The organism is Acinetobacter sp. UBA5934 (assembly GCF_002430855.1).
GTDB lineage: Bacteria > Pseudomonadota > Gammaproteobacteria > Pseudomonadales > Moraxellaceae > Acinetobacter.
Genome location: NZ_DJDC01000084.1, coordinates 1 through 16129 on the forward strand (window position 1 = coordinate 1; position 16129 = coordinate 16129).

The 16129-nt window shown below is 42.1% G+C and carries 14 protein-coding genes; 6 read left to right on the forward strand and 8 right to left on the reverse strand.

Annotated elements, in window-relative coordinates:
• Positions 1–7: 7 nt before the first annotated feature.
• Entirely contained in the window at positions 8–637 is a 630-nt protein-coding gene (locus B2Y23_RS05950; RefSeq protein WP_291369592.1) for an arylesterase, read from the reverse strand.
• 11 nt (positions 638–648) lie between these two features.
• On the opposite strand from B2Y23_RS05950, the gene B2Y23_RS05955 reads away from it, so the two are divergent.
• Positions 649–1377, forward strand: coding sequence for an ABC transporter ATP-binding protein (locus B2Y23_RS05955; protein WP_291369594.1), 729 nt, complete (start codon positions 649–651; stop codon positions 1375–1377).
• A gap of 1 nt (position 1378) precedes the next feature.
• Positions 1379–3859 (forward strand): ABC transporter permease, encoded by a 2481-nt coding sequence (locus tag B2Y23_RS05960; RefSeq protein WP_291369596.1) that lies wholly within the window; start codon positions 1379–1381, stop codon positions 3857–3859.
• Positions 3860–3892: 33 nt separating this feature from the next.
• Here the strand turns inward: B2Y23_RS05960 and B2Y23_RS05965 are convergent, their stop codons facing one another.
• Positions 3893–4705, reverse strand: a complete 813-nt coding sequence (locus B2Y23_RS05965) for a rhomboid family intramembrane serine protease (protein ID WP_291369598.1) — start codon at positions 4703–4705, stop codon at positions 3893–3895.
• Between the two features lie 79 nt (positions 4706–4784).
• Here B2Y23_RS05965 and mtgA point away from each other — a divergent pair, with 79 nt between their 5' ends.
• Both mtgA and ppk1 read left to right on the forward strand, forming a co-directional pair.
• A complete protein-coding gene (mtgA, locus tag B2Y23_RS05970; RefSeq protein ID WP_291369600.1) occupies positions 4785–5459 on the forward strand; it encodes a monofunctional biosynthetic peptidoglycan transglycosylase in 675 nt (224 codons plus the stop codon).
• A 115-nt stretch (positions 5460–5574) separates the two neighbouring features.
• Entirely contained in the window at positions 5575–7656 is a 2082-nt protein-coding gene (gene ppk1 / locus B2Y23_RS05975) for a polyphosphate kinase 1 (protein ID WP_291352569.1), read from the forward strand.
• Between the two features lie 90 nt (positions 7657–7746).
• Here the strand turns inward: ppk1 and B2Y23_RS05980 are convergent, their stop codons facing one another.
• The 5 genes from B2Y23_RS05980 to rubA form a co-directional block, all read right to left on the reverse strand.
• Entirely contained in the window at positions 7747–8328 is a 582-nt protein-coding gene (locus tag B2Y23_RS05980) for a response regulator (RefSeq protein ID WP_312159114.1), read from the reverse strand.
• Between the two features lie 728 nt (positions 8329–9056).
• Complete coding sequence (oxyR, locus tag B2Y23_RS05985) at positions 9057–9962, reverse strand: LysR family transcriptional regulator OxyR (protein WP_291352573.1); 906 nt, start codon at positions 9960–9962, stop codon at positions 9057–9059.
• A 6-nt stretch (positions 9963–9968) separates the two neighbouring features.
• Positions 9969–10913 (reverse strand): esterase EstB, encoded by a 945-nt coding sequence (estB, locus tag B2Y23_RS05990; RefSeq protein WP_291352575.1) that lies wholly within the window; start codon positions 10911–10913, stop codon positions 9969–9971.
• Between the two features lie 57 nt (positions 10914–10970).
• Entirely contained in the window at positions 10971–12149 is a 1179-nt protein-coding gene (gene rubB / locus B2Y23_RS05995; RefSeq protein WP_291369602.1) for a rubredoxin reductase RubB, read from the reverse strand.
• Between the two features lie 69 nt (positions 12150–12218).
• The gene (rubA, locus tag B2Y23_RS06000; protein WP_005179369.1) at positions 12219–12383 is read right to left on the reverse strand and encodes a rubredoxin RubA; all 165 of its coding nucleotides are present in this window, start codon (positions 12381–12383) and stop codon (positions 12219–12221) included.
• A gap of 522 nt (positions 12384–12905) precedes the next feature.
• Here rubA and B2Y23_RS06005 point away from each other — a divergent pair.
• Positions 12906–13448, forward strand: a complete 543-nt coding sequence (locus tag B2Y23_RS06005) for an adenine phosphoribosyltransferase (protein WP_291352587.1) — start codon at positions 12906–12908, stop codon at positions 13446–13448.
• Positions 13449–13490: 42 nt separating this feature from the next.
• Here the strand turns inward: B2Y23_RS06005 and B2Y23_RS06010 are convergent, their stop codons facing one another.
• Positions 13491–13997 (reverse strand): YqiA/YcfP family alpha/beta fold hydrolase, encoded by a 507-nt coding sequence (locus B2Y23_RS06010; protein WP_291369604.1) that lies wholly within the window; start codon positions 13995–13997, stop codon positions 13491–13493.
• Between the two features lie 611 nt (positions 13998–14608).
• Between B2Y23_RS06010 and lysS the strand changes: the two genes are divergently transcribed.
• The coding region (gene lysS, locus B2Y23_RS06015; protein ID WP_291369607.1) for a lysine--tRNA ligase at positions 14609–16129 on the forward strand (1521 nt) is incomplete at its 3' end.

The window sequence follows — 16129 nt, forward strand, 5'->3', positions numbered from 1 at the left end:
AGGCGCTTTATAAAGCGCCTTTTATATAGGGATAAGCATTGTTCAATAAGATACTTTGGGCAGCGGTATTGGGATGAACCAGATCGGCCTGCATCAGGTTTTTCTTGCCGGCTATACCTTCTAAAAAGAATGGCAGCAATTGCACATTATGCTGCTGACTGACAATTTTATAATTTTTTTCAAAGGCCTTGCTATAGGCAGTTCCGTAATTGGGCGGAATTTTCATTCCAAAAAGCACTACCTTGGCTTTAGTTTTTTGACTTTGCTGGATTAAGGTCGCCAGGTTTTTTTGAATCAACAGGGGCGGCTGACCGCGTAAACCATCATTTCCGCCCAGTTCAATCACCACAATATGCGGCTTATAGGTTTGCAGCAATTTCGGTAAACGTGCCACAGCACCACTGGTGGTTTCGCCACTGACACTGGCATTGACCACTTTATGCTGTTTCGGATACTGTTGGTCTAGACGTTTCTGTAATAATGCTACCCAGCCTTGCTGTGCCTGTATGCCATAACCCGCACTAATACTGTCACCCACGATCATAATGGTTTTCGCAGATGCCATGACTGGAGTAAGACCCAGGCTAAGCACGGCCAAGCAAGGAAATACAAGAGTTTTCAGATTGCGATTTTGCATATAGGGATTTTATGACCTACGTTAATAGCGACCATTCCATCATGCCACAAGTGATTATTTCTGCACAGCAGCTGACGCAAAAGATAAAATTTGCCCAAAAAGAGCTGAGCATTTTTGAAAATTTAAGCTTTGATATTTATCGTGGTGAACAGGTCGCAATTACCGGACGTTCAGGCTCAGGTAAATCGACCTTGCTGGGCATTCTGGCTACACTGGATCAGGCCAGTTCAGGCAAACTGGTCGTATGTGGTGAATCAATTGCAGAGTTAAACGAAGAACAACGTGCGCTGGTGCGCTTAAAAAATATTGGTTTTGTGTTCCAGTCCTTTCAGCTGTTACCGCACTTAACGGCGGTTGAAAATGTGATGTTACCGCTACGTTTGCAGCAGAATTTTAACTTTGCCGCAGCTGAAAAAAAGGGCTTGGCCTTGCTGAAAAAAGTCGGCCTGGAACGTCAGGCCATGCAAACGCCTAAAGTCCTGTCTGGTGGGGAACAACAGCGGGTAGCGATTGCCCGTGCCTTAATTAGCGATCCGCAAATTATTTTTGCCGATGAACCAACCGGTAATCTGGATGCGCAAACGGCCAAGGAAATTGAACAACTGCTGTTTCAGCTGAATCGTGAATTTGGTACCACGCTGGTGCTGGTGACCCATGATTCGACATTAGCCGAGCAATGCCAACGACATTTTGAACTGCGCGATGGTCATTTCATAGAACATGGTCAGAGAGAGGGCTGAAATGAATCCGTTATTTCGGCCATTGCTGACGCAAAGCTTTAAAAGTACGGGCGTTTATCTACTGATCATTGCCTTGACCCTTGCGATTAGTGCCACCACTGCGCTGAAATTTAGCAATGAGCAGATCCAAAATGCCGTAGCTTTACAGGCCGCAGAAATGCTGGCAGGGGATCTGGTATTGACAGACAATCAGCCGCTTGAGAAAAAGTGGCTTAATCAAGCCAAGCAATTCAAACTGCGACAATCCCAAGTCATTGCATTCGGTTCAATGGCACATACCCAAGACCAGTTTGTCATGGTAAATGTCAAAGCGATCGATCAGGCATTTCCCTTACGCGGGGAGCTTCAGGTGCTGCCACAGGTGAAAACCATCCAGTCCGGTGAAGTGTGGATGAGTCCGCGTGCCATGGATTTATTGCATGTTAAATTGGGTGATAGGGTCAATATCGCGGACGGACAGTTTAAGGTCACGGCAAAAATTGTGCATGATTCCAATCAGGAAATGGGTTTTTCCGGTTTTTCACCGACGGTGATTATTTCCCGTAATGATGTTGCCAAAACCAATGCCATTCAGGTCGGCAGCCGTGCCGAGTATCGCTTGTTAATGGCGGGAGAGCCACAGCAGACCAAACAGTTTGAACAAAATTTTAAGCAACAGCAGCAAGGCATGTTGCCGAAAACCGCACAAGATACGCAAATATTTGATGAGCAGAATAGCCTCCGGTTAAGAAATGCCAGCGAAAGCAATACCCGTTTAATGAAGCCGATTGCCAATCTGGATACCTTTCTGCAGCTGAGCAATATCTTGACTATTTTGCTGTGCGGGATTGCGATTGCCCTGACTAGCCAGCGCTATGTGCAACAAAATCAGGACAATATCGCATTGATGCGTTGCATCGGTGCAACACGCAGGCAGATTCTCAATGCCTATCTCAGCTTGCTGGCTGTGGTCTTGCTGGTGGCCATGCTGATTGGCAGTCTGATGGGTGTCGCTTTGGGCTACGGTTTGCTGCAATTAATGCTGCAACTGATTCCAAATTTGCAGATTGCATTTTCTGCAGGAGCAATGCTGCTGGGTCCATTACCGGTGGCCATGCTGACCAGTGCCGTGGTGCTATTGGGATTTATTGTTCCTAGTTTATGGCAATTACTCAATACCCCGCCAATTCGTGTCATTCGCCAGCAGGAAAAATCGGTGCAATCGATGCTGTGGATGTTAGTGATGGGCACAGCCAGCTTGACGCTGTTTAGTATTGTGCTGACAGAAAATCTCGTGCTTACCGCCTGGGTGATGGGGGCGATTATTCTGCTGTGTACGGTACTCTATCTAATGATCTGGGGCTGTTTAAAATTCATCAAAAACCTGAAAGGGGTGATTTCAGCCTATGTACGTGTGCCTTATCAAACGGCTTTTCAAATTACTGCTCTGGCACTCGGCCTGAGTCTGATGACTGTATTGACTGTGTTGCGGACAGATTTGCTGGAACGTTGGCAACAGCAATTGCCGGAAGGGACACCGAATCAGTTTGTGTATGGTTTGCCACCTTTTGATATGCCTGCATTTAAAGCCCAGATTAAACAACACGGCTGGCCAAGTACGCCTTTATATCCCAATATTCGTGGCCGATTGGTAGCGAAGAATGATCAGCCTTTTGCAGCAGAACTGGTGAAAAACAATAATTCTTTACGCCGTGAACTGAATTTAACTCAGACCACAGAATATCCTACCGATAATATCATCGTGCAGGGCACAGCAGCGTTGAAACATCCCGGTGAGATGTCGGTTGAAGCCAAAACTGCCGCAGAGCTGGGCATTAAAATTGGCGATCGTTTAACCTTTAGTCTGCCTGAAGGTCAGATTCAGGCCAAAGTAGTGAACTTGCGTAGTGTGGAATGGGAAAGCTTTAGTCCTAATTTTTTCTTTATTTTTGCACCCAAAACTATGGATGAAAATGCGGGTAGCTATTTAGGCAGTTTTTATGTGCCTGAACAAGATAAAAACCAGATGGTCGCGGTGATTCAGCAATTTTCAAACACCGTGTTTATTGATGTCAGCCTGATTCTGGATGAAGTCAAACGCCTGGTAAATGTACTGGTGCAAATTGTCACCATTCTAGCTCTGTTGGTCAGTGTTTCGGGTGTTCTCGTGTTAATAGCCTGTTTAAACCTGTTGATGGACGAACGTAAACGTGAAGTGGCTTTGCTGCGTTCATTCGGCAGCTCGAAACAAAAGCTTAAACAGATGATGACTTTAGAAATTGGCTTTATGGGCTTCATGGCAGGAATCGTATCCTGCCTGTTTGCGGAAGTGATCAGTGCTATTGCCAGTTATAAAATGAATCTGCTGATTCAGGCACATTGGCAAATCTGGCTGATTTTACCCATACTCATGACGGTGCTGTGTGCCCTGATTGGTCGTTATCGTTTGAGTTATCTCAGTGATATTCCTCCACTGCAAAGCTTATGCGAGATGAATCAATAGTAGATTCATCTTCAATAAGTAAAAGTCAGAGTATTAAAAATGCAGTTGTGCCCGCATGGCGGCCAATATTTGCCGCCAAACCGGTTCCAGAATCTGGACTTGCTGCATGCAGTAAGCATACAGAAGATAACAGCTGATTATGCCTACAGCCATGCCTACTACAAAAGCCAAATTCGGCTTATGTATTCTTTGTCCCACATACCAAATCGCTGTGAGTATGGCACCCATCAACATGCCGCCAATATGTGCGGCATTGTTTATTCCAGCCATGGTAAAACCGATCAATAAATTGATGCCCATAATCATCAGCAAGGTTTTTTTATCTAAAATAAAACGCTGCTTTGGTAATGCAGGTAATAAGGATAAAACAGTCAATGCACTACCAATCCCCATCACGGCACCTGATGCACCGGCACTAACGGTAGGAAGAAGTGTAGGGTCATTGCTTTGCAAGAGTTCAAAGGTATTCTGAATATCGATGAAACCGCTAAGTAAACTGCCCATCAGACCGGCAAGAATATAAAGACCCAAATAATAGAAACGGCCAAAAAGCTGTTCGGCCACACTACCAAAAATATACAATGCCCACATGTTTAGCATTAAATGGATTAAGCCAAAATGAAAAAACATGCTGCTAAACAGGCGGATGGGTTCCTCTAAAAAGGTTAAAGGTGCATAATCAGCTCCCCAGTGAATAGCATCGACCAGACTGGGAGCCGTAATATTGACACCGCTCAGGACTTGCCAGAGAAATAAACCGACATTGATGGCAATAAAAACTGCCGTCAACCACCAAAGATGAACTTCAGGTTTGGTTCGAATGGGGGGAGGAGAAAGTTTGGACATGCTATTCTTTTATAATCTTTGCTATATTCAGCTTCAAGCTTAGCACGAAAAAAACAGATTTTTGGAGTAACTTACTGACATGAAAGCTTTTATTGTTCGTAGTTTGTTAATACTTGTCAGTCTGGTACTTTTGGTTCAACTTTGGATTTTTTCAAGTTTGCTGTGGTGGCGAACCCATCCGGTGGATACTACCATGATGATGCGGCTGGATTACTGGTCCGAACCTTCAAAACCGATTAAACATGAATGGCGTGATTATGATCAGATTAGTGATTATATGAAACATGCCGTAGTTGCAGCGGAAGATGGAAAATTTTTGCAGCACAAGGGTTTTGACTGGGAGGGCATGCAATTTGCCCTGGAACGTAACAAAGACAAGGGCAAAGTGGTTGCAGGCGGTTCAACCATTTCCCAGCAATTGGCGAAGAACCTGTTTTTATACAATAAGCGTTCTTTCCTGCGTAAGGGACAAGAAGCGGTTGCGACCTGGATGATGGAGCGGATGTGGTCCAAACAACACATTCTGGAAGTCTATCTCAACTCGGTAGAATTTGGTGACAATATCTATGGCATAGAAGCCGCTACCCAGCATTATTTTGGCAAAAGTGCGCGAAGCCTGAGTCGTGAACAAGCGGCATTTTTAGCAGCCATTTTACCTAATCCTAAATATTATCAAGATCATCGTAATGATAGAAAACTGCAATATCGCAAACGCATGATTCAAAAATATATGCGTTATAGCAATATTCCCTAATTTAGCATTTATTTTCAAAAAGCCCGCTGATAAGGGCTTTTTTTTATGAAATTGTCATAATTTTGAAGCATACTTATGAAGATACGGACTACTTTCGAACACTCATAGGTTAAGTATGAATACGGCTGCTAATACGACTCCGGCGCAAATAGAATATGCATATAATGATCGCTACATTAATCGTGAGCTTTCTATTCTCGATTTCCATTTGCGGGTATTGGAACAAGCCGTCGATCCTTTACATCCTTTGCTTGAACGGATGAATTTCCTGCTCATTTTTTCCCGTAATTTGGATGAATTTTTTGAAATTCGTGTTGCCGGAATGATGGAGCAACTGGATTTAGGCAATGAAAGCCATAGTCCGGATGGTTTAACCCCTAAACAGGTGCTGGACAGCATTTCCAAAACTGCCCATGAGGCAATTGATCGCCAATACCGTATTTTAAATGAAGAAATTTTGCCTAAACTGCGTGAAGAAGATATTTGCTTTTTGCGCCGTGGGGAATTAACACCTGCCCAATCGGCTTGGGTGAAAAAATATTTTCAGGAACAGGTGGCTCCTGTACTGACCCCAATCAGTCTTGATCCCGCACATCCTTTCCCGCGTCTAGTCAATAAAAGCCTCAACTTTATTGTGACTCTGGAAGGTAAGGATGCTTTTGGCCGTCAGATTGATCTGGCGGTGGTGCCTGCACCGCGTTCATTACCTCGCGTGGTACGTTTACCGGATGAACTCACTGGGGGTAAAGAGCATCATGTGATGCTGTCCGCGATTATTCATGAGCATGTTTCAGACCTGTTCCCGGGCATGACCGCGACAGGCTGTTACCAGTTCCGTGTCACCCGAAATGCCGATCTGGCCTTAAATGAAGATGTGGAAGACCTGGCTAAAGCCTTAAAAGGGGAATTAAACTCGCGTCGTTTTGGTCGTGCGGTGCGTCTCGAAGTGACCCATAATTGCCCGAAACATATCTATGAATATTTACTGGATGAATTCGATCTAGATCAAGAGCAACTATATAAGGTGGATGGTCCGGTCAATCTGGCGCGTTTGTTGTCCAATTTTAAGCGTCCACATTTACGCTATGATTCACATACGCCTATTATTCCAAAAGTGCTGAAAAAGTCAGAAAATATTTTTTCTGCCATGCAGAAGCAGGATATTTTACTTCATCATCCCTTTGAATCATTTGCTCCAGTGATTAATTTGCTTCGTGAAGCTGCACGTGATCCGCAAGTTTTAGCCATCAAGCAAACGCTGTATCGTAGTGGCCCGGATTCTGAAATTGTCCAGGTATTGGCGGAAGCTGCACGTAATGGCAAGGAAGTGACGGCCGTCATTGAACTGCGTGCCCGTTTTGATGAAGAATCCAATATCGCTGTGGCCAATGTGCTGCAAGAAGCAGGCGCAGTGGTGGTCTACGGTATTGTCGGTTATAAGACCCATGCCAAAATGATTTTAGTGGTGCGCCGTGAAAACAATAAACTTGTGCGCTATGTGCATTTAGGAACGGGTAACTACCATGCCGGTAATGCTCGTATTTATACCGATTATGGGTTGCTGACCACGGATAAAGAGCTGTGTGAAGATGTGCATCGTATTTTCCAAGAGCTGACCGGTATGGGCAAAATGGCAAAACTGAAAAAGTTATTGCATGCACCTTTTACCCTGCATGCGCAGCTGGTTAATTTTATTGATGATGAAATTGCCACTGCCAAAGCAGGTAAGCCCGCGCAAATTATCGTGAAGGTCAATGCCCTTACCGAAAAGCAACTAATCAATAAATTATATGAAGCCTCTCAAGCGGGTGTGAAAATTGATCTGATTATTCGTTCCATCTGCTGCTTACGTCCCGGTTTGCCGGGTTTGTCTGAAAATATTCGGGTACGTTCCATTGTAGGACGTTTTCTGGAACATACCCGAGTTTATTATTTTAGCAATAATGGCGATGCACGCATTTATTGTTCAAGTGCAGACTGGATGGATCGCAACCTGTTTAACCGTGTCGAAGCATGTTTCCCGATTGAAGATGCTGCGCTAAAAAAACGCATTTACCAGCAAGGTTTACTCACCTATTTAAAGGATAATCAGCAAGCGTGGTTACTGCAAAGTGACGGCACCTGGTTACGTGCCCAAGTGGCTGATGGCCAAGAAGCACATAATGCACAGCGTATATTATTAGAGACAATCAAATAATTTAAAATCAGTATTCATCATATTAAATAAAGGAGTCTTCGGACTCCTTTATTGCAATTTTTCCTAATAAATCATCATCCATTTAAAAAATTAGTGTTGTAAGCTAGCAATTTTTTTATAGGTGTTTTTAATATTGCCTTCAATTTTATACAGTGGAATATCGGTCTGATCTGCCACTTGCTGTGAATTTAGGCCTGTCGATATCAGATTTAAAATTTCATATTCAATCGTGGTGAATGCAAGCGCGATTTTATTTTCAATCGTTTCAACCTGACGAGACAAAATATATTGGGCTAAATCGTGATGGATCGGAGCACCGCCACGCAGAATGCTTTTAATATTGTTAATTATTTCTATATCAGTATGATGATGAAAAACATAGCCTTGCGCACCTGATTGAATAGCATCAAAGAGTAAGCCTGTTTGCTGTTGAGCGAGTATTGCAATCACATAGCTATCTGGATGGATGTGTTTGAGCTTTTTTATAAAGTTCAGCTTTGCTATGGGGGCTATTTCTACATCAATAAAAATCAGGTTCGGCAAATGCTGTTGCAACCACGATTCGGCTTCGGCAAGATTTTCGGTGCTCATGATTAATCCTTTCGGATAGCCTAAGTTGATTAGGATCATTTTTAAGTGATCATTAAAAACGTGTCGATCGTCTACCATCATGATAGGAACGGGTAATATTAGTTCACCCACAAGGCGGTGCTCACACTGATTTGGTATTTTATCGTGTTAATTTGCTTTAAAATCCACGCCACGCCTATCCCTGAAACTAGTGAATTTATAAAATTTAAGTAAAACTAAGTATATGTAGGGTAAACGATATTTACATAAAAATTATTATGTTTTGAGTGAGTTGTTTTTGGATTTCTTTTTTGTTGAGAATATATTCTTTTTTTTTATAACAGATAAAAAATACCTAATTATAGGGATATTCACGAGAACTTTAACCAATTAATATGATGGCGGTTTTTATAAGTTTAACTTACTAATACTGCTCCAATTTTGAGGATGATAATATTTCAGGGGCCATCCAGGTTTTAGAAATATTTTTACCTTTCATAGCTTATTCGGGTGGATAAGCTATTTTTTTCACTTTAATTTTTATAATTGAGTCATAGAATACCCATTATCAGGGATATAAAGTACTCGCATCGTCGTCAAAAAAATTCTCACTTCCTGCGGTTTTTGCGGTTAAGAAGTAAGCAATTTATTGAAGATCGGTTTCTCAGTTCATCCATATGAGATTGTCCATTTGCTTCAAATCAGGTTTATCCGGGTGTTAAACTTTTTTTATGAAAAAAATAAAGCATTCCATTAAAATATTGAAACTGCTTATTTTAATCGGATCATAAAAAAAAGGAGCCGCAGCTCCTTTTAATCAATTGAATCTTTTAATGAAGATTCTGCGTGATTTTTTGCAAAATTTGCAATAGCACATCAAATTCACTTTGCAGTGGCGTACTTTTACGTGTCACTAAGGCGAGAGTACGACTAGGCGCCGCCTCGATCGATTTAACCACTAAATCTGAATTGGCTTTGATCATATTGGTATGAATGGCAATTTCAGGAAGCAAGGTAAAGCCCAAGTCTGAAGAAACCATTTCTACCAGTGTCGGCAATGAACTAGCTTTTAAACGATGATCATTTTTACGCTCGCCAATTGGACATGCACTTAATACATGGTTGCGTAAGCAATGACCTTCTTCCAGTAATACCAAGCGAGATAAATCCAGATCATCTAAACTGCGGGCATTCTGGGCATTCTGGTCAGCTTTATGGTAAACCAGATACAGATTTTCTTTTGCAATTTCAGCAATTTTTAAGCCACGGGTGTCAAAAGGTAAGGCCAACACGATCATGTCCAAATTACCATGTTCGAGTTTTTCAACAATTTTTTCACTTTGTGCTTCGTGCAGGTGCAGCTGAATTTTAGGCAGCTGTTTATGCACTTCATCAAGAAGTTGCGACAAAATAAAAGGTGCAATTGTAGGAATAACGCCTAAATGTAAGTCACCCGTTAAAGGTTCGCTCATTTCACGACTTAAACGCATCAGGTCTTGCGCATCTGCCAATAGAACACGGGCTCGAGCAACAACCTGTTCGCCAAGCGGAGTTAAACGCACATTTTGGCGATCGCGCTCAACCAGTACTCCACCTAATAAACGCTCTAACTCCATGATCCCGCCTGACAAAGTCGACTGGGTCACAAATGAACGGCGCGCAGCTTCAGTAAAATGCAGCGTTTCAGACAGTGTAACGAGGTATGACAGCTGTCTTAAGGATGGTAATGCAGCCATAGTGTCCTAATGTTTTGATTTAAAGTGATCAGCAAATAACCCGCTTAGATATGGAATAAAATGCGGTGGGATATCATGCCCCATTCCATCAATTAATTCAAACTTCGCATCAGTAATTGCCTTTGCAACTGCTTTGCCATGACTCGGTGGCAATAAACGATCACGAGAGCCATGTACCACGAGGGTAGGTTGCTGAATTTGCTTACCCAATTGTAGCAAAGAACCTGTACATAATATTGCTAAAAACTGTTGAAGTACACCCGCTGGATAATAACTTCGTTGATATAATTTGCGTGCCGTCTGAATAATTTCTAGTTGATTGATATATCCTGGAGAACCAATAATGTTAAATACCTTAACGCTATGGTTGACAATGCCTTCTTCGTCGGTCGAGTCGGGTCTGCCAATCAGGCTAAACAGCTGCTTGGGAAATGGTGGGGGTAACAGCGGCTGATTGTTACTGGTAAACATTAAGCCCAAGTTACTGACTTTCTGTGGATGTTTGGCTGCCAGAATCTGTGCAATCATGCCGCCCATGGAAGCACCAATCACCGAAACCTGTTCCAGGCCCAAACGGTCAATCAGCAGTGCGGCATCTTCCGCCATGTCATACAGGTTATACGGTGCGCCCTGATTCTGTAAGCCTAAGGCAAAACGTCCCATCAGTTTCAAGGTATTGAGACGCGGACCGGAATGACGGATTTTTGAAGACAGGCCAATATCTCGGTTATCAAAACGAATCACACGATAACCTTGGTCAATCAGCGATTTACAGAAAAAATCAGGCCAAAACAGCATTTGCGCACCCAAACCCATAATCAGCATGATTGCAGGGTGTTCAGGATTTCCGCCCATTTCCACATGAAGTTCCACACCATTGCCTAAATTGACTTTGGTTTCATGCATAAAAGAGGTGTATGGAGAGCCGGTGAAATCGAGTGCGCTATTCATTATTGTTTTCCTGAAAAAAGGACATTTTGCTGAAAAAATGTCCTGGGTATTAAAACCTTAAACCGCAGCCGGAATCAAGTCAGGTACCAGTTTAGTTAGACTTAAACGTTGTTTTGCTGCGGTTGCGCCCAATAAAACAAAACCACGCAAGGTATTTTCACTATCGAGCGCCTTGGCAATCATGCCATCTTCCAGCTCTTCAGTTTCCCAGTTTACATCCACGTCCACAGGTGCAGGAAGCACGGTCAAGGGAGCAGCAGGCGTTTTAACGGCAACCGGCATTGCGGGATAATGCACATGCGTTTGTTCACCATTTAGAGTTTTCGCCAAAGCACGTGCTTGTTGCATGATCGGCATGACATAAGGCAACAACAAACCATTGACTTCAGCACAGTCGCCAATCGCATAAATATCAGGCTGGTTGGTTTCCAGATGACTATTGGTCAAAATACCGCGACTACAATGAATATCAGCAGCTTTAGCCAATTCAAGATTTGGGTGTAAACCAATCGCAGAAAGCACAATATCCGCAACCACAGACTGACCATTGGCCAGAGTGATTAAATAATCGCCATTTTCAACTTTGATGACTTTTTCGACGGTGGTGCCCAGTACAAAGTGAATACCGGTGTCTTCCAGTTTTTCCTGAAAAGAAGCCGCTACATGTGCAGGAATTAAACGTCCCAAAGGTTGAGGAGCCAAATCAATCACGGTGACTTGATGTTCTGTATTTTGCAGGTCATTAGCAAATTCACAGCCAATCAGACCGGCACCGAGAATCACCACGCGTTTATCTTGATTCTGCGCCAGGTTTTTACGGAATGCCTTGTAGTCATCCAGATTATTGACCACATGAATGTCATCACTGCCATCGCCAGCAATCGCTACACGCACCGGATGAGCACCTACTGCTAGAACCAGCTTTGAGTAGGGCTGCGTCGTTTGTTGACCCTCTTTTTCTAAAATCAGCTGATGCTCGGCAGCTTGAATTTCTTTAACCCAAGTGAGAGCTTCAATACGCATGTTCAGTTGGGTTGCCATTTTAGATGCATCACCCAAGGCAATCTGTTCAGGTACCTTGTTGCCAGCTAACGCATTTGAAAGCGTTGGCTTGGCATAGTTTACCGCATCATCTGCACAGATCATGACCAGCTCATGCTCGGGATTAAGCTTGCGAAATTCACGTGCTGCGGTATAACCGGCCATACCCGAACCAATGATGACGATAGGATGCATATTATTCTCCAAACTGTTTTCTATAAGACGTAAAAAAAGACCATTCACTATGGTCTTTAATATCAAAAATTAGATTTCTACCATTTCAAAATCAACTTTTGATACACCACAGTCCGGGCAGGTCCAGTCATCCGGGATATCTTCCCATTTGGTACCAGCAACAATACCATCTTGTGGCCAACCTTCAGCTTCGTCATAAATCCATCCACAAACGATGCATTGATATTTCTTCATTTGAATCTCCAAAACACTGACTTTTCAATAATATGCAGCCAGTAAAATTTTATATACCGCATGACTCTATTGATATGTCTTTTGATGTACATATTCAAGCAAATTTTTACGCAGTTCTAGTCTTAATGTAAAGTAAATATCGGAGTTTAAGAGCAGAAATTGAAACCAGAATTGCTTAGCAGGACAAAACTTGTCTTTAAAACATGAAAATAAGCAAAATTGATGAATAGCAATTTATCACCAAGTTCTAAATATTGCTAAAAACAGGCCCTGGATTACAGCGGGTTATAAGTAACGAGACAGTTTTTTTAGACGAAGGTCGTGCAGAATAAAAAGAACCGATCTGTTAATTTATAATGGCATTCATATATAACTATTTTTATTAGATAAGTGAATGCAATAAAATCATAAACTTATGTATTTTTAACTCTTAATATGGGATTTTAAAAGTGTCTGCTGACTGGTCATGGAACTTATAAAGCGTTAAAATTCACTCATTCTCCCTTAAATATCTTTCTCCCCATGAGCAATCTGTCTACAACTTTGTGGTCTAACATTCGTACTGTCCAAGATTTCCCTAAACCAGGTATCTGCTTTTTCGACCTGACTCCATTATTCATGGAAAATATTGAATTATTAACTGAGGCTTTAATTGCCAGTATTCCTGCTGAAAAATTGGCAGAAGTCGACAGTTTTGTTGCGGTTGAAGCACGCGGTTTTGTGCTGGCAAGTTTGTTGGCGCAGCGTTTGGGCAAAGGTTTATTGCTGGTCCGTAAAGCAGGTAAATTACCGCCACCGGTAGTAGGTGTGGGTTATAGCCTGGAATACGGTATGGACCGTTTGGAAATGTCGGCAGATGTTCAAGCGCAAAAAATTATTATTGTGGATGACGTGTTAGCCACTGGCGGTACGCTAAAAGCTGTAAAACAGCTGGTAGATAAATGCAACCACCAGGTATTGGGTGCAAGCATTTTCTTGGATTTACCAGATTTGCATAGTGATTTAGGCTTAGAGGTTTGGTCTGTATTAGATGACAAATCACAGCCAGAACAAAATGTGGCTTAATTAAGCACAGATGAAAAAAGCCTTGGCATGACCAGGGCTTTTTTATTTTTTCAGAAAATGGGTCTGCATATGCAGAAGCAGCTCATTGATATTTTCTGGACTGGCTAAACGGTGATGTCCACCTTCCATAGCCTGAACCTGCATATAAGGTTCGAGTTGCTGTTGTACCGCGTACATATCCAGCTCTTCATCCCCGAGTTCCAGATAGGCAATTTGCGCAATCTCGTGTTCCAGATCATCCTCACCAATAGGAGGGTAATCTTCACGAAAATCTGGACTCAAACTGGGATTGGCAATAATCGCCGGAATTTTACATAGCACTGACATTTTCAGCGCCCAGTAAGCGCCTAAGCTATGGCCAATCAAGATTTCCGGCTGAATTTTGGCAATAATTTCCTGATAAAAACTCGCGACGGTTTGAAAATTCAGGTTGCGATAATCTACGTCGATACAATATTTATGATCGGCATCAATGGCATGAAATCTGGTCGATTCACGCGAAGAATCGAGTCCATGTAAAAACAGGATTTTTAAAGGGCATGTCGTCATTTTTTTAGTTCATACTTTCTTTATTCACAAAGATAGAAACAGCCGAATAGATTACTTTTCAACTATTTTTCTTGATTTCATTGTAAGTCACTTGACGGAACAAAGAAGTTAGCTTTTGGTCTAAGATGTATTTGAGATGCAGCAAATAAACTACATTGCAAAACAATTTTTTTTATAAAAAATAAAGGATTATTAGCAAAAAATGTTCAAACCGCTAGGCAATAACAAAATCTGGCGATGATGTAAAAAATGATTTCGCTACTGTCATAAAGAGCAAATCGCAGAGTTGGCCCCACTATGAAAAAATTAGATTATAGAAAAATTAAGTTATGAAATTTTGATTGAAGCCTCTCCTCAAAAAGTCTGTCAAGTGTTATGGGACCGGAATAGTTATAAGCAATGGATACAGCAAAAGAATATTGGGAAATGACGGAAAACGGATTTAAAAGGGCTTTGAGATGGTTAAACAGCTTGCCTAAGCTTAGCCAGATGAAATAAAGCAAGGCGTTTTTAGCAAATCAGTGCATTTGTATGGCAATTAGACATTCGAAATTTGCACTAAATCTGCTATGCTATGCAACTTCCGTTTTTTACACATATTTGAGGCAGAGATGACGCAACATAACGCTCAATCGACTTCTGAACAACACATTTCCGAAAACGATTTAATTGCACAGCGTCATGCCAAGTTAAAGCAGATTCAAGACCAAGCAAAAGAAACTGGTGTTAGCCCATGGCCAAATGCGTTTAAGCGTGAGCACTATGCACAAGATTTACAAGACCAATTCGCTGAAAAATCTAAAGAAGAAATTGAAGCTGGTGAAAAATTTTATGTAAAAGTTGCTGGTCGTGTGATGTTGAACCGTGGGTCATTCATCGTGATTCAGGACATGACTGGACGTATTCAACTTTATGTTGCACGTAAAGAACTTGCACCTGAAGTACTGGAAACCATCAAGAGCCTAGACCTGGGTGACATTATTGCCGTTGAAGGTTATATCGGTCGTTCTGGTAAGGGTGACCTGTATGTTCATATTGAAAAATTTGAACTTTTAACCAAGTCACTGCGTCCACTTCCAGACAAATTCCATGGCCTAACCGATACCGAAGTTAAATACCGTAAACGTTACCTGGATTTAATCGTAAACGAAGAAACACGTAAAACCTTTGAAATTCGTGCCAAAGTGGTTTCAGGTATTCGTAACTATTTAAGCAATGAACGCTTCATGGAAGTGGAAACACCGATGATGCATGTGATTCCAGGTGGTGCTTCTGCGCGTCCATTTGAAACACATCACAATGCCTTGGACATGCCATTGTTCCTGCGTATTGCACCTGAGCTTTACTTGAAACGTCTGGTGGTTGGTGGTTTTGAGCGTGTATTTGAAATTAACCGTAACTTCCGTAACGAAGGTGTTTCTACTCGTCATAACCCTGAATTCACTATGATCGAATTCTACCAGGCGTATGCAGATTACAAAGACCTGATGGAATTGACTGAACAAATGCTGGAAAAACTGGCAATTGATATTCTAGGTACCACTGATGTGCCTTATGGCGATGAAGTCTTTAACTTCAAAGGGCCATTCAAGAAAATTTCAATGTTTGATGCCATTCTTGAGCACAATCCACAGTTCACTCCAGAAAATGTCAATGACCGTGAGTTCCTGGCGAAATTTATTCAGGAAGAACTGAAAGAACAGGTAAAACCAGGTTTTGGTCTGGGTAAACTGCAAACAATCGTATTTGAAGAAACGGTAGAAACTCAACTACGTCAGCCTACATTCGTGACTGAATATCCAGCAGAAACTTCACCATTAGCACGCCGTAATGATCAAAACCCGCATATTACAGACCGTTTTGAATTCTTTATCGGTGGTCGTGAACTGGCAAATGGTTTCTCGGAATTAAATGACCCGATTGATCAGGCTGAACGCTTCCAGGCGCAGGTCGCTGAGAAAGATGCGGGTGATGATGAAGCAATGCACTATGATGCTGACTTTATTGAAGCCTTGGAATATGGTCTGCCTCCTACAGCAGGTGAAGGAATCGGTATTGACCGTCTGGTGATGATCTTTGCGAATGCTCCAAGTATCCGTGATGTAATCTTATTCCCGCATATGCGTCATAAA

Excerpts from the sequence above, each read along its gene's own strand:
- B2Y23_RS05950 (WP_291369592.1), bottom strand. The coding sequence starts at position 637 with ATGCAAAATCGCAATCTGAAAACTCTTGTATTTCCTTGCTTGGCCGTG.
- B2Y23_RS05955 (WP_291369594.1), top strand. The coding sequence starts at position 649 with ATGACCTACGTTAATAGCGACCATTCCATCATGCCACAAGTGATTATT.
- B2Y23_RS05960 (WP_291369596.1), top strand. The coding sequence starts at position 1,379 with ATGAATCCGTTATTTCGGCCATTGCTGACGCAAAGCTTTAAAAGTACG.
- B2Y23_RS05965 (WP_291369598.1), bottom strand. The coding sequence starts at position 4,705 with ATGTCCAAACTTTCTCCTCCCCCCATTCGAACCAAACCTGAAGTTCAT.
- mtgA (WP_291369600.1), top strand. The coding sequence starts at position 4,785 with ATGAAAGCTTTTATTGTTCGTAGTTTGTTAATACTTGTCAGTCTGGTA.
- ppk1 (WP_291352569.1), top strand. The coding sequence starts at position 5,575 with ATGAATACGGCTGCTAATACGACTCCGGCGCAAATAGAATATGCATAT.
- B2Y23_RS05980 (WP_312159114.1), bottom strand. The coding sequence starts at position 8,328 with ATGATGGTAGACGATCGACACGTTTTTAATGATCACTTAAAAATGATC.
- oxyR (WP_291352573.1), bottom strand. The coding sequence starts at position 9,962 with ATGGCTGCATTACCATCCTTAAGACAGCTGTCATACCTCGTTACACTG.
- estB (WP_291352575.1), bottom strand. The coding sequence starts at position 10,913 with ATGAATAGCGCACTCGATTTCACCGGCTCTCCATACACCTCTTTTATG.
- rubB (WP_291369602.1), bottom strand. The coding sequence starts at position 12,149 with ATGCATCCTATCGTCATCATTGGTTCGGGTATGGCCGGTTATACCGCA.
- rubA (WP_005179369.1), bottom strand. The coding sequence starts at position 12,383 with ATGAAGAAATATCAATGCATCGTTTGTGGATGGATTTATGACGAAGCT.
- B2Y23_RS06005 (WP_291352587.1), top strand. The coding sequence starts at position 12,906 with ATGAGCAATCTGTCTACAACTTTGTGGTCTAACATTCGTACTGTCCAA.
- B2Y23_RS06010 (WP_291369604.1), bottom strand. The coding sequence starts at position 13,997 with ATGACGACATGCCCTTTAAAAATCCTGTTTTTACATGGACTCGATTCT.